The sequence below is a fragment of the Geodermatophilus tzadiensis genome (genome assembly GCF_003002915.1).
Classification (GTDB): domain Bacteria; phylum Actinomycetota; class Actinomycetes; order Mycobacteriales; family Geodermatophilaceae; genus Geodermatophilus; species Geodermatophilus tzadiensis.
In genome coordinates this window covers 192,242-212,868 of record NZ_PVTG01000005.1, presented here as the reverse complement: position 1 = coordinate 212,868, position 20,627 = coordinate 192,242, and the positions used below count along the sequence as shown (strand labels likewise).

Here is a 20,627-nt window from a genome sequence, read left to right as displayed (position 1 = left end):
TGACCCTTCACACGCCGACGGCGTGGAAGCCCCCGTCGACGTGGACGATCTCGCCGGTGGTGGCGGGGAACCAGTCCGACAGCAGCGCGACGACGGCCTTGCCGGCGGGCTCGGTGTCGGTGACCGACCAGCCCAGCGGGGCGCGGCCCTCCCACGCCTCCTCGAACTGCTTGCTGCCGGGGATCGACTTCATCGCCATGCTGCGCAGCGGGCCGGCGGCGACCAGGTTGACCCGCACCCCCTCCGGGCCCAGCTCGCGGGCCAGGTAGCGGGAGGTGGACTCCAGCGCCGCCTTGGCCGCGCCCATCCAGCCGTACACCGGCCAGGCGACGGTGGCGTCGAAGGTCAGCCCGACCACCGACGCCCGCTCGCCGAACAGCGGCCGGCAGGCCTGGGTGAGCGAGGCCATCGACCAGGTGGACACCTGGAAGGCGGTGGCCGCGTGCTCCCAGGCGACCTCGGGGAAGCCCTCGCCCATCGCCTCCTGCGGCGCGAAGCCGATGGAGTGGACGACGCCGTCGAGGGAGCCGCCGACGTGCTCGCGCAGCCGGTCGGCCAGCGTGGCCAGGTGCTCGGTGTTCGTGACGTCGAGCTCGACGACGGGCGCCTCGGCGGGCAGCCGCTTGGCGATCCGCTGGCACAGCGACAGCGCGCGGCCGAAGTTGGACAGCACCACGGTGGCGCCCTGCTCCTGCGCGATCCGGGCGGTCGCGTACGCGATCGACGCCTCGGTGAGGACGCCGGTGACCAGGACCGTCTTGCCCTCGAGAATCCCCATCAGTGCCCCATCCCCAGTCCGCCGTCGACCGGGACGACCGCCCCGGTGATGTAGCCGGCCGCGTCGCTCGCCAGGAAGCGCACCACGCCCGCGATCTCCTCCGCCGAGGCGTACCGACCCAGCGGCACCTGCCCGAGGATCTCCTGCTGCCGCTTCTCCGGCAGCGCCGCCGTCATGTCGGTCTCCACGAAGCCCGGGGCCACCACGTTGGCGGTGATCCCGCGGCTGCCCAGCTCGCGGGCGACGGAGCGGGCCAGCCCCACCAGGCCGGCCTTGGACGCCGCGTAGTTGGTCTGGCCGGCCGAGCCGAGCAGCCCCACCACGGAGCTGACGTACACGATCCGGCCGCTGCGGGCGCGGACCATCCTCGCCGCGGCGCGCTTGGACACCCGGTAGGCGGCGGTGAGGTTGGCGTCGAGGACGTCGGTGAAGTCGGCCTCCTTCATCCGCATGAGCAGCCCGTCGCGGGTGATCCCGGCGTTGCTCACCAGCACCTCGACCGGGCCGTGCGCCTCCTCGACCTCGCCGAACGCGCGGTCGACGGCGTCGGCGTCGGTGACGTCGCACTGCACGCCCAGCAGCCCGTCGGGGGCGCCGCTGCCGCGGTGGGTGACCGCCACCCGGTCGCCCTGCTCGGCGAAGGAGCGGGCGATGGCCAGCCCGATCCCCCGGTTGCCGCCGGTCACCAGCACCGACCTGGCCACGTGCACCCCCTGAGCCGCCGACTCGTCCGGCTGTCGAACCTAGTCGCTGGGCGCGGGTCACACCTCGCGGCGGTCGGCCGCGGCCCGCAGCAGCCCGGCGACGTCGGGCCGCGCGGCGTGCACGCCGGCCTGCAGGAACGACTGCTGCAGGACCTCGTGGACGCGGTCGCGCGCCATCATGTCCGCGCCCATGACCTCCTGCTCGGCCGGTCCCGGGGTGAACACGACCGTCCGGACGCCGGCCGCCTCCAGCGCCCGCACCTCCCGGTCGAGCTGCCGCTGCGAGTACCGGCGCATGGCCGCGGTGAAGTCCTGGCGCCAGCCCGGCGACCCGCTCATCGGCGCCACCACGACGACGACGTCGACGCCGGTGCCGCGCAGCACGGCGGCGTTGGTGGCCGAGTGCACGCCGCCGTCGACGTAGGTGTGCCGGCCGATCGCGACCGGCGTGAAGTACCCGGGCACCGCGCACGAGGCGGCCACGGCCAGGTGCAGCGGCGCGGGCGGGGAGCCCGGACGGCCGAAGACGACGCGGCGCCCGTCGCTGCGGCGCACCGCGGTGACCCACAGGTCGCGCTCGGGCCAGGCGTCCCCCTCGACCTCGCGGAGCGCGGCCAGCTGGGACACGATGTCGTGCCGTCCGGGGGCCAGCAGCGTCATGCCCGCGGCCAGGGGGCGGAACCGCCACGGGCGGGCCAGGGCGCGCGCGACCAGCGGCGGGCCCGGCAGCCGCATCGGCCGGCGGAACACGTCGAGCGGGCGGAAGGGCGCCAGCTCCGGGACGTCGGTGGCGGCGATGGTGCGCAGCACGTCGTCGTCGCCGGACAGCGGCGCCTTCACCGTCCAGGCGGCGAGGTCCTCCGGGGAGACGCCGGCCCGCAGCAGGCTGCCGGTGATCGACCCGGCGGAGGTGCCCACGACGACGTCGGCGGTGCGGGCGTCCCACCCGGTGTCGTGCTGGAGCACCGCCAGCACGCCCGCGTGGTAGGCCTGCCCGACGACGCCACCGCCACCCAGCACCAGACCGACCCGGACCACCCCACGAGCCTGCCACGCCCGGGACGCCGCGTCCCCGGCCCCCGCGCCGCACCTACGCTGACCGGGTGTTCCTCCTCTTCGGGTTCGGTACCAAGCAGAAGCACCTGGGCCCCGGGGCGGTCCGCACCTGCCCGCGCTGCTCGAACACCACGCAGTGGACGCGGATCCGGCAGTTCCGCCAGTTCTCCCTGTTCTTCGTGCCGGTCGCGCGGTGGCGGCGGCAGACACTCGAGGTCTGCGGGGTGTGCGGCACCGCCGTCGAGGTCTGAGCCCGGCGGTCCTCAGCCGATGCGGACCGGGAGCGTGCGCGGGCCGCGGATCTGCCCGGTCGACCACCGTACGGCGTCCGGGTCGGCGAGGGTGAACTCCGGCACCCGGTCGAGCCACACGTCGAGGGCCACCCGCAGCTCCATCCGCGCCAGGTGCGAGCCGACGCAGCGGTGGATGCCCAGGCCGAAGGCGGCGTGCCGGTTGACCTGCCGGTCGACGAGCACCTCGTCGGCGCGCTCGAACTGCGCCGGGTCGCGGTTGGCCGCCGGGAAGGACAGCAGCACCCAGTCCTCGGCCTTCATGTCCACCCCGCGCCAGGGGAGGTCCTCCTTCACCAGGCGGGCCATGGTCACCGGCGCGTAGGCGCGCAGGAACTCCTCCACCGCCGTCGTCCGCACCCCGGGCTCGGCCACCAGCCGGCGCCGGTCGTCGGGGTGGCCGGCGAGGTGCCACAGCGAGGCGCCGATCGCGCTCCAGGTGGTGTCGATGCCGGCGATGAGCAGCAGCGCCATGCTGCCCGCGACGTGCGCGGGCTCGAGCCTGCGGCCGTGCAGCTCGGCCTGCAGCAGGTGGCCGGTGAGGTCGTCGCGCGGGTGCTCGAGGTGGTCGCGGATCTGCACCAGCAGGTAGTCGAAGAGGGAGCTGCTGCGGGCCAGCCGCTCCTCGGGCGGCAGGTCGATGCCCTCGAGCGCGTTCTCCACGAAGTGCCGGAACCGCGGCCCGTCCTCCGGCGGGAACCCCAGCATGTCGGCCATGACCCGCACCGGGACGTGCTGGGCGTAGTCGGCGGCCGCGTCGACGACGTCGCGGCCGGCCAGCGCGTCGACCAGCGAGGAGCAGAACGCGCGGGTCGACTCCTCGTACCGGGCGACGGCGGTCCGGGTGAACGCCGGCAGCAGCAGCTTGCGGGCGTCGTGGTGGAACGGCGGGTCCGAGGAGATCGGCGGCGCGGTCCCGACCGGTGCGAGGGAGCGCGGCGGCCGGACGTTGCTCGCGATGATCGCGCGGGAGGAGAAGTGCTCGGTGTCGTAGGCGACCGCGGCGACGTCGTCGTAGCGGGTGGGCAGCCAGGCGCCGCCGAAGCGCTCGGTGTGCGCGATCGGGCAGCGCTGCCGCAGGTCGTCCCAGATGCCGATGGCGTCCTGCGCCCACTCCTCCCCGGTGTGGGAGAAGTCGGTGGCCCAGTCGGTGACCGGGCCGGTGACCACCTCGCTGAAGGTGGAGAGGGACGGGTCGGCGCGCAGCGCGCCGGCGCCGGCGGCGAAGCGGTCGTCGACGGTCACGGTGCCGCCTCCCCCACCACGCGGTCCTCGGCCACGGTGTCCCCGTGCACCAGCACGGCGGCCTCGGGACAGTTGTCGGCGGCCAGCCGGGCGTCGTCCTCCCCGTCGGCGGGCACCTCGCCGTCGGGGACGAGCACGGTGCCGTAGCCCTCGTCGTCCTCGCCGAAGAGGTCGGGCGCGAGGTCGTAGCAGCGGCCGTGTCCCTGGCACAGGGACGGGTCGATCGAGATCCTCATGGACGCGGTCCCCTCGGTCCTCCGGGCGTGGGTGCGGCCTCCGCCCCGAGCGAACCGCCGTCCGGCCGGTGCCGTCAAGGACCGCGGCCCCGGCGGGCCGGCCGCTCGCCGCCGGGGCAGGATCGCGGCGTGCTCACCGACGTCGACCTGGTGCACCTGCGCCGCTGCGTGGAGCTGGCCACCGCCGCGCTGGAGGCCGGGGACGAGCCCTTCGGGTCGCTGCTGACCGGTCCCGACGGCGCCGTGCTGTTCGAGGACACCAACCACGTGGCCGGGGGCGACGCCACGCAGCACCCGGAGTTCGCCATCGCCCGCTGGGCGGCCGCGCACCTGTCCCCGGGGCAGCGGGCGGGCAGCACCGTCTACACCTCGGGCGAGCACTGCCCGATGTGCGCCGCGGCGCACGGCTGGGTGGGCCTCGGCCGGATCGTCTACGCCAGCTCCTCCGCGCAGCTGACCGGCTGGCTGGCCGACCTCGGCGTCCCGCCGGCGCCCGTGCGGCCGCTGCCGGTCCCCGACGTCGCGCCCGGCGTGCCCGTCGACGGCCCGGCGCCGGGCCTCGACGAGCAGGTGCGGGCGCTGCACGAGCGCCTGCACCGCCGCTGAGGGACGCCGGTCAGACCCGGAACCGCCCCACCAGGCCGCGCAGCTGCCCGGCCAGCGCGGCCAGCTCGTCGGAGGCGCGTCGGGTGCTCGCCGCCTCCTCCTGCGCGGCGTCGGCCGCCGCGGCCAGGCCGCCCACCGTCGCGGTGATCGCGGTCGCGCCCCCGGCCACCTCGCCGACGCTGCGGCTCATCTCCGCGGTGGTCGCGGTCTGCTCCTCGACGGCGGCGGCGATGGCCGACTGGAAGGAGTTGATCCGGTCGATGGTGTCGGAGACCTCGGCGATCGCCCGGGTCGCCTGACCGGTGTCGGCCTGGATGGCCTCGACGCGGCGGGCGATGTCCTCGGTGGCCTTCGCCGTCTCCTGGGCCAGCTCCTTGACCTCGTTGGCCACGACGGCGAAGCCCTTGCCGGCCTCGCCCGCGCGGGCGGCCTCGATGGTGGCGTTGAGGGCGAGCAGGTTGGTCTGCTCGGCGATCGAGGTGATCACCTTGAGCACGTTGCCGATCTCGGCCGAGGACCCGCCGAGCTTCGCCACCGTCGCGCTGGTGTCGCGGGCGGTCTCCACGGCGGCGGCGGCGACCTGCGCGGCCTGCTGGGCGTTGACCGAGATCTCGCGGATGGAGGCGCCCATCTCCTCGGCGCCGCCGGCCGTCGTCCGCACGCTGCGGCTCACCTCCGCGGCCAGCCCGGCCGAGCCCTGGGCCTGCTCGGAGACCTGGGCGGCGGAGGAGGACAGCCGGGTGGCGACGTCGGACAGGCCGGTGGAGGCGGCGCCGAGCGTCTCGACGCTGCGGCCGATGTCGGCCACGGCCTCGCGCATGCCGCTGCCTGCCTCGTTGAGCGCGGCGGCCATCTCGCCCATCTCGTCGCGGCTGCGCAGGTCGAGGCGGGCGGAGAGGTCGCGGCGGCCGAGCGCGCGCAGCGCGGCCACGCAGCGCTGCAGCGGCCGGGTCACCGACACCTGGACGGCGCGGGCGAGGACGAGCGCGGCCACCAGCGCGAGGCCCAGGGTGACCAGGGTCGCGGTGCGGTAGGCGGTCGCCTCCGCCGCCGCGTCGGCCGCCGTCCGGGCGGCGCGGTCCTGCACGTCGGTGACCATCGCCGTCGAGACCTCGGTGAGCTCGAGGAAGGCCGCGAGCTGTCCCTGCTGGTCGTCGTTGAGCCAGGCGACGAGCTGCAGCGGCGCATCCAAGGCGCCCGAGGAGAGGATGGCGCGCATCTGGTCGGCCGTGGCGAGGAAGCCCTCCCACTTCTCGGTCAGGACGGCGAAGTCGTCGCGCTCGGCCGGCGTCATGTACTCGGTGTGGACCGCGTCGAGCATCTCGCGGGCCGCCGCGAGCTCGCCCTGCAGGCCCTGCCAGTTGGGGCCGTCGGCGGACACCGCCTGCCGGGGGCCGAGGGAGAAGGCGTCCATGCCCACGCCCATCTCCCAGGCGCCGATGTCGGCCGTGTAGTACGCCGAGGAGTCCATCTCCTGCACCAGCACGCGCAGGTGGTCGGCCTCGACCGCCGCGGCGTGCTGCCGGCCCAGCCCGACCAGGCCGACCACCGTCGCGGCCGAGGACAGGCCGAAGACCAGCAGGAAGGCGAGGAACAGGCGGGGGCCGGTGCGCAGGCGGCTGAGCAGACCCATGGGGTGGCACCTCTCGGGACGGGGCCACTCCGGGCCGGGACGGGATCCGGTCAGACCATCGGCCGGTCCGGTCTCGCATCCAGCCGAGCGGGCCGGCTCCCGGGCCGCCGGCTCAGGCCGCCGGCGGCTCCAGCACCCGGTCGGCCACGTACTCGCCGATCGCCAGCGACGAGGTGGCCGCCGGCGAGGGCGCGTTGCGGACGGTGACCACCGGGCCGACGCGGTGCACGCGGAAGTCGTCGACGAGGCCGCCGTCGCGGTCGACCGCCTGCGCGCGGACGCCGGCGGGGGCGGGCACCACGTCGTCGTCGGACAGGGTGGGCACGAACTCGCGGGCCGCGGCCAGGAACACCCGGCGCGACAGCGAGCCGTGGAACTCGGCCAGGCCCGTCCGCCAGTGCTTCCGGGCCAGGGGGCGCATGCCCGGCCAGGTGAGCGTGCGCAGCAGCTCGGCGGGCCGGACGTCGCGACGCCGGTAGCCCTCGCGCGCGAAGGCCAGGACGGCGTTGGGCCCGACGTCCACCCCGCCGCCGACCCGCCGGGTGAAGTGCACGCCGAGGAAGGGGTACCGCGGGTCGGGCACCGGGTAGACCAGGCCGCGCACCAGGTGCTCGCGCTCGGGGACCAGCCGGTGGTACTCGCCGCGGAACGGCACGATCGCCGGCCCGGCGTCGTCGCCGACCAGGCGCGACACCCGGTCGGCCTGCAGGCCGGCGCACACGACCAGCCGGTCGACGGCGAACGCCTCGCGGCCGCTGGACACCACCACTCCCCCGCCGAGCTGCGGCAGCACGGCGGTGACCTCGAAGCCCAGCCGCACGTCGTGGCCCTTGTCGCGCAGGTCGCCGGCCAGGGCGCGGGCGACGGCGCGGAAGTCGACGATCGCGGTGTGCGGCGAGTGCAGCGCCGCGACCCCCACGGCCTCGGGCTCGACCTGCGCGATCTCCTCGCCGGGCAGCCACCGCAGTCCGGGGACGCCGTTCTCGGTGGCCCGCCGCTCGATCTCCCGCAGCGCCGGCAGCTCCTCGTCCCGGCGGGCGATGACGAGCTTGCCGCACTCGTCGTACGCCAGGCCGTGGTCGGCGCAGAAGTCGCGCAGCAGGCCGCGGCCACGGGTGCACAGCCGCGCCTTGAGCGAGCCGGGCGCGTAGTAGAGCCCGGCGTGCACGACACCGCTGTTGTGGCCGGTCTGGTGGACGGCGACGTCGTCCTCCTTGTCCACCACCGTGACGTGCAGGTCCGGCCGGAGCTCGGTCAGCCGGCGGGCGACCGCCAGCCCGACGATGCCCGCGCCGACGACGCCGACGCGGTCCACGGTCCCTGCGGCCATCGGGCCTCCCCGTTCCCCGGGCAGGGCCGCGCACCCCGCCGTCGGCAGGGATGGTGCCCGTCGCGGCGCGGCGGGGACAGGCCTGCCGGCGTCGTGCGGCTACCCGCGCCCGCGCCGGGCGCGGACGGCCCCGGCGAGCTCGGCGAGCATCGCCTCGGTCGTCGCGGGGTCGACGCAGGAGTCGGTGACGCTCACGCCGTAGGCCAGCCGCTCGGGGTGCTCGCGGTCGAGGTCCTGCCGGCCCTCGACGAGGGAGCTCTCCACCATGACCCCGCGGACGGCCCGCTCGCCGCCGGCCACCTGCCCGGCCAGGTCGGCCACGACGCCGGGCTGGCGGCGGTGGTCCTTGCGGCTGTTGCCGTGCGAGGCGTCGACGACGACCACCTCCGGCAGCCCGCGGGCGGCGAGCTTCCGCCTGACCTCGGCGACGTGCTCCGCGGAGTGGTTGGGGCCGTCGGCGGTGCCGCGCAGGATGACGTGGGCGGTGTCGTTGCCGGTGGTCGACAGCTGGGCGCTCACGCCGTGGGCGTCGACGCCGAGGAACTCGTGCGGGGCCCGGGCGGCGACGACGGCCTGCACGGCGGAGTCGATGCTGCCCTCCGGCGAGTTCTTGAACCCGACCACCGACGAGAAACCCGACACCCGCTCACGGGCGGTCTGGTCGGTGACGTTGCGCGCCCCGACGCCGTTGTAGGTGACCAGCCCGTTGACGTACTGCGGGGTGAGCGCGTTGAGCGGCTCGGCGGCCACCGGCACGCCCATCGCGGTGATGCGGCACATGAGCATCCGGGTGGCCACCAGCCCGACGCTGATCCGGCTGGACCCGTCGAGGAACGGGTCGTAGGCGAACCCCTTCCAGTCGACCTCGGTGCGGGGCTTCTCGGTGTAGGTCCGCATGAGGACCTCGAGGTCACCGGCGTGCCGCTGCCGCACCCGGGCGAGGAACGCGGCGTACTCCAGCGCGGCCTCGGGGTCGTGGATCGAGCAGGGGCCGGCGATCACCACCAGGCGGTCGTCCTCGCCGCGCAGGACGCCGGTCACCGCCCGGCGCGCGGCCGCGGTCGTGGCGGCGGACTCCTCCGGCAGCGGCACCACGGCGGCCACCGAGGCCGGGGTGACGACGACGCTGAGCCCGGTGATCCGGGTGTTGACCAGCCCGGAGACGTCGACGGCGTCGTCCGGGGAGACGCCGAGCCGGCGCTGGACGTCGGGCAGCAGCTCGGCGAGCGTGTCGTCGATCTGCCCGTTCACCCGGGTCTGGACCTCGAGCAGGAGGTCGGCGACCCGCGCCGCCTCGTCGAGGAGCTGGTGAGCCGGCACGGGCACTCCCTGTCGTCGTCGGCCCCGCGAGCCAACCACAGGCGCCCCGGCCGACCGGGGCCGGGCCGGGCCCCGGGCGTGCTCCGGCTACGCGGTGAGCAGCCCGGCGAGCACGCCGACGTCGGGGAGGTCCAGGTGGGGGCGGACGTCGTCGGGCAGGCCGGTGAACGACCCGGCGTGCCCGATGCCGGTGTGCACGGCGACGGCGAGGGCACCGCCGGCGTGCGCCATCGGCACCTCGAGGTCGGGGTCGTCGCCGACGACGGCCAGGTCGGAGGACGCCAGGCCCAGCCGCCGGCCCGCCGTCTGCAGCGCGAGGAGGGAGGGCTTGCCGACCACCGTCACCGCGCACCCGGTGATGTCGCGGACGACGGCGCTGATCGCCCGCGACGAGCCCAGGGCGCGCCCCTCCGACGTCGCGAAGTACGGGGACTGCGACGCGCTGTAGAACGCCGCCCCGGCCGAGACGGCCTCGACCGCGACCTCCAGGGACTCGAAGGTCAGCTCCTGCCGGTACCACCCGGCCATCACCGCGTCGACCGGCTCCCCGCGCACCGGGGGCAGCGTCTCGATCCCGGCCGCCTCGAGCGGCTCGGTGATGCCCCGGCCCCCCAGGACCATGACCCGCCGGTAGCCGCGCCGCTGGAACTCCTCGGCGGCCGACGAGGCGGGGGTCAGCGCCCCGTTCTCGGGCACCGGGATGCCGGCCTGCCGCAGCGCGTCCGCGCACTGCTCCGGGGTCTTCACCGTGCCGTTCGTGTACGTGCAGTACGCCAGTCCCCGGTCGGCCAGCGCGGTCACGAACTCCACCGCGCCCGGCAGCGGGGCCAGGCCCCTGTTGTCCCGGTCGCCGAGCACCAGCGTGCCGTCCATGTCGAGGACGAAGCCGCGCACGGCGCGCAGCCGGTCGACGACGGCGGGGGTGGGTTCAGGCACGGACGCCCCCTGCCGGGTGCCGGTGCACCGACAGGCGCAGGCCGGGCTTGCCGATCGCCAGGTCGTGGACGGTCGTGCGCTCGCCCAGCCCGCGCAGCAGGTCGAGCACGGGAGCCAGGGAGGGGTTGTGGTGCCGCGTGGCGGGGCCGGCGGCGATCATCGCGTCGACCTGCTCGGCGGGCATGTGCGCCCGCAGCAGCAGCTCCTCGTCGCTGACGGCCGGGCCGAACCGGCGGCGCAGCTCGCCGGGGGTGGGCGGCGGCGGCTCGTCGCGCAGCTCGCGGGCGCGCGGCCGGTCGAGGACCCGGTCGAGCACGTCCGGGTCGATCGGGGCGGTGGGCCGGCCGAAGCTGCCCAGCGCATAGCGGATGACCTGGTCCGGCACGGTGGACCAGCGCTCCCCGACCACGTTGAACAGCGCCTGCGAGACCACCATCTGGGGGAACGGCGTGACCATGATCGGGTGGCCGAGCTCCGCCCGGACCCGGCCGACCTCCTCGACCAGGCTCCCGAAGCGGTCCTCCATGCCGATCTCCCGCAGCTGGCGGCGGGTGGTGGTCAGCACGCCCCCGGCGATCTGGTGGTGCAGGAAGGCGGCGTCGAAGTCCTGGGGCCGCCCGACGGGGAGCCGCTCGGCCGCGGCGAGGCGGTCGACGTAGTCGCACGCCAGGCCGAGGGCGCGGTCGTCGACGTCGACCCGGTGGCCCATCTCGCGCAGGTTGGCCACGGTGCGCCGCACCTCGGGCAGCGACGAGCCGTTGCCCAGCGCACCGCAGCCGGTCTGCACGACCTCGACGCCCAGCTCGGGGGCGATCGCGTAGGTCGCCGGCGACAGCCCGATGGTGGCGTGGGAGTGCAGTTCCAGCGGGGTGTCGCCGAGCTGCGCCTTCACCGCCGGCAGCAGCGTGCGGGCCCGCTCCGCGGTGAGGATGCCGGCGGGGTCCTTGACGTAGACGCGGTCGACGTCCGGGCACGCGCGCATCTGGCGGGCGAGGTCGGCGTAGAAGGCGTCGTCGTGCACCGCGCTGATGGTGAACGTCAGCGCGCCGACCACCTCGTCGACGCCGGCGGCCTTCAGCCGCCGGGCCGTGGCGCGGGCGGCGTCCATGTCGTGCATGGGGTCCAGGACGACGACCCGGTCGATGCCGTTGGCCACGAGCCGGTCGTAGACCAGCTGCATCGTGTCGGGGTGGGAGTTCTGCCAGGAGATGAAGCGGAACCCCGTGCCGATGAACTGCAGCTTCGTCCTCGGCATCAGCGCCCGGGTGCGCCGGAACAGCTCCCAGGGGTCCTCCCGGTGGGTGCGCACCAGCATGCCCATCGCGGTGCTGGAGCTGTAGTCCAGCGCCCGGAAGCCGACCCGCTCCAGGAGGGGTGCCACCTGCAGCACGTGCGCGCTGCGCAGGCCCGCGGCTCCCCACAGGCTCTGGTTGCCGTCGCGCAGCGAGACGTCGACGAGCCCGACGTCGGCCATCAGGACACCTCCACCAGGTCGGGGTGCCGCGTCCGCAGGAAGCGCTCGAAGAAGGCGGTGTCCACGCCGCCGGCGGCGAACTCGGGGTCGTCGAGCAGCGCCCGGTGCACCGGGACGGTGGTGGTCACCCCGTCGATGCGCAGCAGGTCCAGCGCCGCGCGGGCACGGGCGAGCGCGTCGGCGCGGTCGCGGCCGTGCACCACCAGCTTGGCCAGCAGCGAGTCGTAGTGCGGCGGGACGACGGAGCCACCCTGCACGTGGGTGTCCACGCGGATCCCGTCGCCGACGGGGAGCACCACGCGGTCGATCCGCCCGGGCGAGGGGCGGAAGTCGTGCGCCCAGTCCTCGGCGTTGACGCGGCACTCCACCGCGTGCCCGGTCACGACGACGTCCTCCTGCCGGATGCGCAGCGGCAGCCCCTCGGCCACGGCGAGCTGCTCGGCGACGAGGTCCAGGCCGGTGACCATCTCGGTGACCGGGTGCTCCACCTGGATGCGGGCGTTCATCTCCAGGAAGTAGGAGGTCCGCCGCTCGCGGTCGTACAGCAGCTCGACGGTGCCCAGGCCGCGGTAGCGGAGGTGGGTGGCCAGTGCCAGCGCCGCGGCGGCCATCTCCGCGTGCACCCCGGCGGGGAGCAGCGGCGCCGGAGCCTCCTCGAACAGCTTCTGGTAGCGGCGCTGCACCGAACAGTCGCGGTCGCCGAGGGCGACGGCGCGGGTGCCGTCCCCGAGCACCTGGACCTCGACGTGCCGACCGGAGGCGACGTATCGCTCCAGGTAGACGCGCGGGTCGCCGAACGCGGCGGCGGCCTCGGAGACGGCGAGGTCCAGGGTGCGCGGCAGCTCGCCGGCGGAGCGGACCAGCTTCATCCCCCGGCCGCCGCCGCCGCCGACCGCCTTGACCAGCAGCGGGTAGCCGACCTCCGCCGCGACCGCCCGCGCCGAGGCCAGGTCGCCCGCCTCGCCGCCGGGCACGACCGGCAGCCCGGCGGCGACCGCGTGCGACCGGGCGGTGAGCTTGTCGCCGACCGCCTGCAGGGACTCCACCGTCGGTCCCACGAAGACGATCCCGGCGTCCGCGCAGGCCCGCGCCAGCGCCGGGTTCTCCGACAGGAAGCCGTAGCCGGGGTGCACCGCGTCGGCGCCGACCGACCGCGCCGCACGGACGACGGCCGCGGGGTCGAGGTAGGACTGCGCCGCGGGCGCCGGCCCGAGCCGCACGACCCGGTCGGCCAGCCGGGCCGGCAGCGAGTCGAGGTCGGCGTCCGAGGCGGCCAGCACCGACTCGATGCCGAGCCGGGAGCAGGTGCGGACCACCCGGGCCGCGATCTCCCCCCGGTTGGCCACGAGCAGCCGGCGGATCCTCACCGCGACCCCTCGACCGGCCCGGTCGCGTCCCGGGCCGGGTCCACCACGAGCAGCACGGCGTCGGTGCCGGTGAGCTCACCGTTGCCGGCACGGACCTCGACCACCGTGCCCCGGACGCCGGCGTGCACCGGGGTCATCATCTTCATGGTCTCGACGATGCCGACGACGGTGTCCTCCCCCACGCCGTCCCCGACCTCGACGAAGGGTGGCGCACCCGGCTGGGGCGCCCGGTAGAAGGTCCCCACCAGCGGCGGGTGCACGGCGACCATCCCCTCGGGCACGGCGGCGCGCGGCCGTTCCGGCTCGGCCGCGACCGCGGCCCCGCTCTCGACGACCGGACGGCGGAGCACCTGCTGCTCGGCCGTCCAGCCGGTCGCGCCCTCCCGCCGCACCGTCAGGGTCAGGTCGGCCAGCTCCAGGTGCAGCTCGTCCAGTCCGCTGGAGTCCAGCACGCGCAGCACGTCGCGGACGTCGTCCGGCGTGAGGTCCACGGCGCTCAGGACTCCGTCGGGCGCTTGCCGCCCAGCAGGTTGAACACGTGGTCGAAGGCGCGGGGCGTCGGCGCGGCCACCCGCTGCCCGGCGGCCGCGGCGTCCTTCTCCGCCCACACCGTCTCGGGCCGGCTCTGCAGCACGAACACGCTCTCCCCGGGCGCCGCCGTCCGCGACACCGCCCACTCGATGTCCTGGGGGCAGCCGTAGTGCGCCTCGACCCGGCGGGCGATCGCGGTCAGCTCGGCGATCTCGTCGTCGCTGATCGACGGGACGTCCCGCAGGTTGGCCGGCACGTCGCTCTCCACGACCCCCGAGCCCCGGGGGTCGGGCTGGTGCCAGCGGGTCTTGGTCGACACCGTGCGCCGGCCGATCTCCCCGGTCACCTTGCTCACGACGAAGGAGTCCGGGGTGACGTCGCCGCTGACGACCGCGGAGCCGAGGCCCCAGCTGGCGTCGATGGCGATCACCGACCGGTCGCCGGTGAGCGGGCTGCGGGTGAACATCACCCCGGAGCTGCGCGCACCGACCATCTCCTGCACCACGACGGCCATCGCCAGGTCCGTCTCGGGGATGCCGCGGCGCAGCCGGTAGGTCACCGACTCGACGCTGTAGAGGCTCGCCCAGCAGCGGCGGACGTGGTGCAGGACCGAGTCCGCACCGCGCACCCACAGGTAGGTGTCCTGCAGGCCGGCGAAGCTGGCCTCGGCCGAGTCCTCGCTGGTGGCACTGGAGCGGACGGCCACCGGCAGGTCGGACCGGCCGCACTCGGCGGCCAGCCGCACGTAGCCGGCGGTGACCGCCTCGACCACGGGGGGCGGCAGCGGCGCCGACTCGACGACGGAGCGCAGCTCCGCGCACGCGGCCGCGACGGCGTCGCCGTCGGCCGGGTCGAGGGACGCCACCCGGGAGCCGAGGTCGAGGGCGGCCACCGCGGACCGGAAGGCCGCGGTGGCCACCACGAAGCCGTCGGGGACGCGGATGCCGGCCCGCATCAGCTCTCCGAGGCTGGCGCCCTTGCCGCCGGCGACGGGCACGTCGTCCCGGCCGACGTCGGCGAAGCGGAGCACGAGCGGGAGGGGGGTCACGACGGTCCCCGTCACCGGAGGACGGTGACGACGCCGCGGTCGCCGTCGACCCGGACCCGGTCACCCGTCCTGATCTTGGCGGTGGCCTGGCCGGTGCCCACGACGGCCGGCAGGCCGTACTCGCGGGCCACGATCGCCGCGTGCGACATCGTGCCGCCGATGTCGGAGACGGCAGCGGCGATCTTGCCGAACACCGGGCCCCAGCTCGGGGCCGTCACCGGGCAGACGAGGATCTCGCCCTCGCGGATCTGGCCGATGTCGTTGGCGTTGAGCAGCACGCGGGCCACCGCCTCGACCACGCCGGGAGAGGCCGCGTACCCGCGGACGGTGTCCTCGTCGAGCTCCTCGTCCCCCAGCCAGGTCTGCACCGTCTCGTCGGTGATGCCCCAGAGCATCTTCACCGCGGGGTCGTTGAGGGACTCGGGCACCGGACCCAGCGCCGGCGGAGGGGACCAGCCGGCCAGCGCCGCGACGATCTCCTTGCGGCGGGCGACGATCGGCCGCCAGTGCCGGGCACCGAGCTCCGTGCCACCCGACGCCCAGGCCAGCTGGACGTCGGCCAGGGCGTCCTCGATCTCGACGTGGCGCAGGTGGAAGACGTCCTCGGCATCGGCGAGCACGCCGCGGTCGGCGAGCAGCTGCCCGAAGGCCCGGATCTTCTGGAAGAAGCGGGTGCTGAACCAGTGCTCGCAGTAGAACTTGTGCGACTCGATGTACGGGAACACCTGCCGGCACAGCCCCAGCATCTGGTCGAAGGCGGCCCGCTCGTCCTCGGAGCCGAGCAGGGCCCGGTACTCGTCGGCGATCCGCTCGCGCTCCGCGGCGAGCCGGTCGGTCGGCCGGGAGAGGTCCTCCCCCGCGCGGACCTGCTCGACGTAGCGCGGCAGCGCGGCGAACGGCACGGTCAGGTCGTCGGCCCAGGACAGGTGGTGGTGGTAGAAGCCGTCCCCGACCGAGACGTTGAACCACGGGTCCTTCGCCTCCTCGAGCGCAGCCAGCCAGCGGCGGCCGGCGTCCCCGCGCTCCTGGAGCGCGCCGAGCACCTTGTCCGGCTCGTTCCCCTCGACGAAGAGGTCCGCCAGGTCGAGGTCCACCGCGAGCGCGGCGAGCTTCTTCAGCTCGTCGTCCGGGCGGTACATCGTCACGTCGATGCCCGCGACCATCCGGGCCACCATCTGGTCACCCATCTCCGGGAACGCCTGCTTGCAGAACTCGAAGAAGACGACGTAGGCGCCGTAGCCGAGCATGAGGAACTCGGTGTGGTGGTGCCACATCTTCGAGTAGAGGTCGATGCAGCGGTGGAACTCCTCCCGCAGCAGGTGGTTGCTCGCGTACCCGCGCGAGGAGGTGACCACCTCGAGGTCGTCGAGCTCGCCGAGCCGCGGCACCTCGACCGCCTCGATCTCGGCGATCAGCGCCTCGATCCGCTGCTGCCAGCCGTCGTAGAGGCGCTGCCAGTTGGCGTAGTAGTGGCCGGCCCGCTCCTGGAAGTGCACCAGCCGCCGCTCGACCTGCGCGGGGTCGGTCACCGGGTTGGCCGTGATGTACACCCGCCCGTTGACGATCCGGTACTCGATGCCCAGCGTGGTCGGGAAGCTGAACAGCCGGGCGGTGTTGGCACCGATCGCGGTGTAGGGGATCTCCGAGGTCAGTCCGTCGAAGGCCGGGACCACCTCCGGGAAGTGCATCGAGTTGTAGAACCAGAACCGGCCGTCGTCCTCGGGCTGGAAGCGGGAGAAGAACGGGTACATCTCCTCCCACCCCTCGGCGCCCGGGACGGTGGCGATCTGGGACGGCAGCGGGAAGGACCGCTCGCCTGCTGGCTGGGACATCGGTGTCTCCTCTGCTCGGGGGTTCAGGCGAGCGAGTAGTCCCGCTGGGTGCGGGCGTACTCGACGAACTCGGTCAGGGCGTCCGGATCGGCCATCGCGCTGGGGTCGGCCACCGTGGCCGGGTCGGCGCCGAGGAGCAGCCGGCGGACCGGCACCTCCATCTTCTTGCCGCTGCGGGTCAGCGGGATCGCGTCGACGGCGATGATCCGGTCGGGGACGTGCCGGGGGCTGTACTCCTCGCGCAGCCGCCGTCGCATCCGCGCCTCCAGGTCGGCGTCCAGCTCCGCACCGGGGGCGAGCCGGACGAACAGCGGCATGAAGAACGCGCCGCCGGGCAGGTCGAGGTTGACCACCAGCGAGGAGAGCACGGCGGGGTCGTCCTCGACGACGCGGTAGACCTCCGCGGTGCCGATCCGCACGCCCTGCCGGTTGAGCACGGCGTCGGAGCGGCCGCGGACGAAGCAGCCGCCGCGCTCGTTGACCTCGAGGAAGTCCCCGTGCCGCCACACCCCCGGGAAGGTGTCGAAGTAGCTGGCCCGGTACCGGGCGCCGTCCTCGTCACCCCAGAAGAACAGCGGCATCGAGGGCATCGGCGCGGTGACGACCAGCTCGCCGACCTGCCCGACGACGGGCCGCCCGGCGTCGTCCCACGCCTCGGCGGCGACCCCGAGCGAGCGGGCCTGGATCTCCCCCGCCCGGACCGGCGACGTCGGCACGCCGCCGACCAGCCCGGTGCAGACGTCGGTGCCCCCGCTGCCGGTGGCGACGGACAGCTCGTCCTTGACGTCGGTGTAGAACCACGCGGTGATCCGCGGGGACACGGGGGACCCGGCCGGCATGACCACGTCCAGTGCGGAGAGGTCGAAGCGCTCGCGGGGCACCACCCCGGCCTTCTGCATCAGCTCGACGAAGGTCGGGCTGGCGCCGAACAGTCGCGCCCGGCTGTCCTGCGCGATGCGCCAGAGGACGTCGACCTCGGGGTGCGCGGGGTTGCCGTCGTAGAGCACCGGCACGGCCCCGACCAGCGGCATCGTGACCAGGGAGTTCCACATCATCCAGCCGGTGGTGGTGAAGAAGAACGCCCGGTCGCCGGGACGCAGGTCGTGGTGCAGCGCGTGCAGCTTCAGGTGCTCGAGCAGGATGCCGCCGTGCCCGTGCACGATCGGCTTGGGCAGCCCGGTCGTCCCCGAGGAGAACAGCACCCACAGCGGGTGGTCGAACGGGACCTGCTCGCAGACGAACTCCTCGGCGGGCACGGACGGCCCGTCGAGGACGTCGGCCCACGTGGTGCCCGCCGCGCCGAGGCCGAGCACCGGCACGTGCACCACCTCGCGCAGGCTCGGCAGCCCGGCGACGAGGTCGGCCACCTCGCCGCGCCGGTCGAAGTCCCGGCCGCCGTAGCGGTAGCCGTCGGTCGCGAACAGGACCGTCGGAGCGAGCTGGCCCAGCCGGTCGAGGGCGCCCCGGGCACCGAAGTCCGGGGAGACGCCGGCCCACACCGCACCGACGCCGGCGGCGGCCAGCGCGGCGATCATCGTCTCGGGCACGTTCGGGAGGTAGGCCGCGACCCGGTCCCCGGGGCGGACGCCGACCGAGCGCAGGTGCGTGGCGACCGTGCGGACCCGGCCGGCGAACTCCTCCCACGGCAGCTCGTGCACCGGCGTGCCCTCGGCGGCGTGCACCAGGGCCGCCGTACCGGGCCGTTCGCTCCGCAGCACGTGCTCGGCGAGGTTCAGCCGGGCGCCGGGGAACCAGCGGGCCCCCGGCATGCTGCGGTGCTCGAGCACCGCGGTGTGCGGTGCCGACGAGCGGACGTCGAAGAAGTCCCAGACCGCCTGCCAGAACTCCTCCAGCTCGGTCGTCGACCACTGCCACAGGGCGGTGTAGTCGGCGAGGGTGCGACCGGCGCGTTCCTCGGCGAAGCGGGTGAAGGCCGTCAGGCGGGTCCGCTCGACCCGCTCAGGGGAGGGCGTCCACAGCAGGTCGCCCTCCTGGACCGGGCGCTGACCCGCTCCCTCGGGGACCGCCGTGTCGGGCATCCCGGAACCGTCGCGGAGCCGTCCGTGTGAGGCAACGCACGGTTCTCACTGGGCGGAAGACTTTCCGTCGCCGCCACGACCGCCGGCCGGGGGTTCCTCGGGGGACGGTGCCGCCAGCCCGCTCCGGAGGAGGTCCGCGCTCACCGACGCGGCGGCGGCCCGGAGGTGCGGCAGGGCGCCGGTCAGCCGTGGTCCCGTGAGGGACGCCAGCAGACCGATGGCCGCCGTCACGCCGTCGGTGCCGTGCACGGGGACGGCGACGGACGACACGCCGAGCCGGTGCTCCTGCGCGCTGCGGGCCAGGCCGGTCCGCCGGATCTCGTCGAGCTGCCGGTGCAGCACCCGGACGTCGGTGACCGTGTACGCGGTGTGCCGTCGGAGGTCCCCGGTGACCTCCTCGACCACCGGCCCGGGCGCGAAGGCCAGGAGCACCTTGCCGACCGCGGTGCAGTGCAGCGGGAGGCGGGCTCCGGGGTTGTGCCGGGTCGGGGTGCTCCGCGTCCCGCTGAGCCGCTCGATGACCAGCGCGCCGGCACCGTCGGGGACGACGAGGTGCACCGTGTGACCGGTGGCGACCACGAGGTCCTGGAGGTGGGGCAGGGCCAGCTCGCGCAGGTTCGTGGCCGGCGCGAGCAGCCCCAGTCGCCACAGGCGGGCGCCGATCTCGTAGCGCCCGTCGCCACGCCGGACGAGCAGCTGCCCCTCCACCAGGTCGGCGGCGAGCCGGTGGACCGTGGCCAGGGGCAGCCCGCTGCGACGGGACAGCTGGGAGAGGTTCAGGGTGCGGTGCTCGGCGTCGAAGGCCCCCAGGACGGCGGTCGCCCGGAGGGTCACCGACCTGCTCCGGGGGCTGACGTCAGGCGACCGCATCGCGCCTCCTCCACCGATCGGGGTCCCCGCCCGGTGTCCCACGGCCGACGTCCTCACCCGGGTTTCCGGTCACCGGGAACCCGTGGCGACCCCGCCGTCCGGCCGCACCGTACCGCTGTCGTCAGCGGCCGACGGTGAGCGTCGTCAGCCAGGCCGCCAGCCCGAGCGCCAGGCAGCCGGCGACGACCGGGAGGTAGGAGCCGGTGGCGTCGATCGCCGCGCCGGCGAGCGGGGCGCCCACCGCCGACCCGAGCCCGGCGCTGGTGTAGAGCACCCCGAGCAGCCCACCGAGCCGGGTGGTGCCGAAGCGCTCGGCGACGACGGCGGGGCCGATGGCGACGAAGCCGCCGTACCCGACCCCCAGGACGACGGCGAAGACGACCAGCACGCCGTACCCGCCGCCGAGGCCCCACAGCGCGAAGCTCGCGCCCATGACCAGGAAGCAGCCCTGGAAGGCGCGCAGCGCACCCGTCCTCGCCGCCACCACCCCGAGCACCAGCCGCCCGGCGGTGCTCGCAGCGCCGATCACCCCGACCAGGGCCGCCGCCGCGACCCGGTCGGCCCCGGCCTGCTCGGCGTACCCGGGCAGGTGCACGAACGGCACGAACAGCGCGACGGTCAGCAGCCCCGACGCCAGGTACAGCCGCCGGTAGTCGCCGTTGCGCACCGCCTGCTCCAGCGTCAGCGCCGCCGGCCCGGGCCGCACCGGTGGGCGGGGCACGACCAGGGCGCAGACCACGAGGACCGCGGCGCCGCCCACCCCGAGCACGAGGTGGGTGGTCCGCCAGCCCAGCTCGTCGATCATCGCGGCGGCCAGCGGCGCGACGGTGAGCGTGCCCAGGCCGATCCCGGTCACCGCCACCCCGATCGCGAGCGTGCGCCGCCGCTCGAACCAGCCGCCGACGACGGCGACCATCGGGACGTAGGCACAGGCCACCCCGATGCCGACCCCCAGGCCGTAGGTGACCAGCCCGATCCACAGCTCGCCGGCCTGCGACGTCGCCGCCAGCCCCGCCCCGAGGGCGGCGCCACCGGCGAGCAGCACCCGGCGGGGGCCGTAGCGGTCCACCGCGACGCCGCTGAGGGCGCCGAGGCCGAAGTAGGTGAGCGAGGTCAGGGCGAAGAACGTCGACGTGGCACCGCGACCGGTGCCGAACTCCGCCGCCATCGGCTCGAGGAACGCGCCGAAGGAGTAGGCGATCCCGAAGGAGGCGAACATCGCCGCGAACGCCGCGGCGACCACCACCCAGCTCCGGGCGGAGTCGACCGAGGCGGCGGGGCGCATGCCGGAGGACGATACGAGTCCGCCGTCCGGCCGCCGGGCGGCTGCCC

19 protein-coding genes are annotated in these 20,627 nt (G+C 75.1%); 2 read left to right on the top strand and 17 right to left on the bottom strand.

What is annotated here, in order from left to right; genetic code table 11:
* Positions 1-7: 7 nt before the first annotated feature.
* The 3 genes from fabI to LY71_RS09330 are packed head-to-tail and all read right to left on the bottom strand — an operon-like array spanning position 8 to position 2,520.
* Entirely contained in the window at positions 8-778 is a 771-nt protein-coding gene (fabI, locus tag LY71_RS09340) for an enoyl-ACP reductase FabI (RefSeq protein WP_106276688.1), read from the bottom strand.
* Positions 778-1,482, bottom strand: coding sequence for a 3-oxoacyl-[acyl-carrier-protein] reductase (fabG, locus tag LY71_RS09335; protein ID WP_106276764.1), 705 nt, complete (start codon positions 1,480-1,482; stop codon positions 778-780). The genes fabI and fabG overlap by 1 nt, the downstream gene beginning before the upstream one ends.
* A gap of 57 nt (positions 1,483-1,539) precedes the next feature.
* Positions 1,540-2,520 (bottom strand): patatin-like phospholipase family protein, encoded by a 981-nt coding sequence (locus LY71_RS09330; protein WP_106276687.1) that lies wholly within the window; start codon positions 2,518-2,520, stop codon positions 1,540-1,542.
* Between the two features lie 65 nt (positions 2,521-2,585).
* Between LY71_RS09330 and LY71_RS09325 the strand changes: the two genes are divergently transcribed.
* Positions 2,586-2,789 (top strand): zinc-ribbon domain-containing protein, encoded by a 204-nt coding sequence (locus LY71_RS09325; RefSeq protein WP_106276686.1) that lies wholly within the window; start codon positions 2,586-2,588, stop codon positions 2,787-2,789.
* 12 nt (positions 2,790-2,801) lie between these two features.
* Here the strand turns inward: LY71_RS09325 and LY71_RS09320 are convergent, their stop codons facing one another.
* On the bottom strand, positions 2,802-4,073 hold the full coding sequence (locus LY71_RS09320; protein WP_106276685.1) for a cytochrome P450: 1,272 nt from the start codon (positions 4,071-4,073) through the stop codon (positions 2,802-2,804).
* Entirely contained in the window at positions 4,070-4,309 is a 240-nt protein-coding gene (locus LY71_RS09315; RefSeq protein ID WP_106276684.1) for a ferredoxin, read from the bottom strand. Before LY71_RS09315 ends, LY71_RS09320 begins: the two co-directional genes overlap by 4 nt.
* A 129-nt stretch (positions 4,310-4,438) precedes the next feature.
* Between LY71_RS09315 and LY71_RS09310 the strand changes: the two genes are divergently transcribed.
* A complete protein-coding gene (locus LY71_RS09310) occupies positions 4,439-4,915 on the top strand; it encodes a nucleoside deaminase (protein WP_106276683.1) in 477 nt (158 codons plus the stop codon).
* A 10-nt stretch (positions 4,916-4,925) separates the two neighbouring features.
* Here LY71_RS09310 and LY71_RS09305 read toward each other — a convergent pair whose 3' ends face one another.
* The 12 genes from LY71_RS09305 to LY71_RS09250 all read right to left on the bottom strand — a co-directional run bounded on the left by LY71_RS09305 (position 4,926) and on the right by LY71_RS09250 (position 20,580).
* Entirely contained in the window at positions 4,926-6,548 is a 1,623-nt protein-coding gene (locus LY71_RS09305) for a methyl-accepting chemotaxis protein (protein WP_106276682.1), read from the bottom strand.
* Positions 6,549-6,660: 112 nt separating this feature from the next.
* The gene (lhgO, locus tag LY71_RS09300) at positions 6,661-7,878 is read right to left on the bottom strand and encodes an L-2-hydroxyglutarate oxidase (RefSeq protein WP_106276681.1); all 1,218 of its coding nucleotides are present in this window, start codon (positions 7,876-7,878) and stop codon (positions 6,661-6,663) included.
* 99 nt (positions 7,879-7,977) lie between these two features.
* Positions 7,978-9,198, bottom strand: a complete 1,221-nt coding sequence (locus LY71_RS09295; RefSeq protein ID WP_245887787.1) for a 3-deoxy-7-phosphoheptulonate synthase — start codon at positions 9,196-9,198, stop codon at positions 7,978-7,980.
* 87 nt (positions 9,199-9,285) lie between these two features.
* Positions 9,286-10,134: an HAD-IIA family hydrolase gene (locus LY71_RS09290; protein WP_245887786.1), complete on the bottom strand. Its 849-nt coding sequence runs from the start codon at positions 10,132-10,134 to the stop codon at positions 9,286-9,288.
* Positions 10,127-11,608, bottom strand: coding sequence for a biotin carboxyl carrier protein (locus tag LY71_RS09285; RefSeq protein WP_106276679.1), 1,482 nt, complete (start codon positions 11,606-11,608; stop codon positions 10,127-10,129). Before LY71_RS09285 ends, LY71_RS09290 begins: the two co-directional genes overlap by 8 nt.
* Entirely contained in the window at positions 11,608-12,975 is a 1,368-nt protein-coding gene (locus LY71_RS09280; protein WP_106276678.1) for an acetyl-CoA carboxylase biotin carboxylase subunit, read from the bottom strand. The genes LY71_RS09285 and LY71_RS09280 overlap by 1 nt, the downstream gene beginning before the upstream one ends.
* The gene (locus LY71_RS24040; RefSeq protein ID WP_245887785.1) at positions 12,972-13,466 is read right to left on the bottom strand and encodes an acetyl-CoA carboxylase biotin carboxyl carrier protein; all 495 of its coding nucleotides are present in this window, start codon (positions 13,464-13,466) and stop codon (positions 12,972-12,974) included. Before LY71_RS24040 ends, LY71_RS09280 begins: the two co-directional genes overlap by 4 nt.
* A gap of 5 nt (positions 13,467-13,471) precedes the next feature.
* Complete coding sequence (locus LY71_RS09270) at positions 13,472-14,569, bottom strand: PEP/pyruvate-binding domain-containing protein (protein ID WP_106276677.1); 1,098 nt, start codon at positions 14,567-14,569, stop codon at positions 13,472-13,474.
* On the bottom strand, positions 14,566-16,386 hold the full coding sequence (locus LY71_RS09265; protein ID WP_106276676.1) for a PEP-utilizing enzyme: 1,821 nt from the start codon (positions 16,384-16,386) through the stop codon (positions 14,566-14,568). The genes LY71_RS09270 and LY71_RS09265 overlap by 4 nt, the downstream gene beginning before the upstream one ends.
* A gap of 23 nt (positions 16,387-16,409) precedes the next feature.
* A complete protein-coding gene (locus LY71_RS09260) occupies positions 16,410-18,425 on the bottom strand; it encodes an acetoacetate--CoA ligase (RefSeq protein ID WP_106276675.1) in 2,016 nt (671 codons plus the stop codon).
* A 45-nt stretch (positions 18,426-18,470) separates the two neighbouring features.
* The gene (locus tag LY71_RS09255) at positions 18,471-19,259 is read right to left on the bottom strand and encodes an IclR family transcriptional regulator (protein ID WP_245887784.1); all 789 of its coding nucleotides are present in this window, start codon (positions 19,257-19,259) and stop codon (positions 18,471-18,473) included.
* A 157-nt stretch (positions 19,260-19,416) separates the two neighbouring features.
* Positions 19,417-20,580: an MFS transporter gene (locus tag LY71_RS09250; protein ID WP_106276673.1), complete on the bottom strand. Its 1,164-nt coding sequence runs from the start codon at positions 20,578-20,580 to the stop codon at positions 19,417-19,419.
* Between the last annotated feature and the right edge of the window lie 47 nt (positions 20,581-20,627).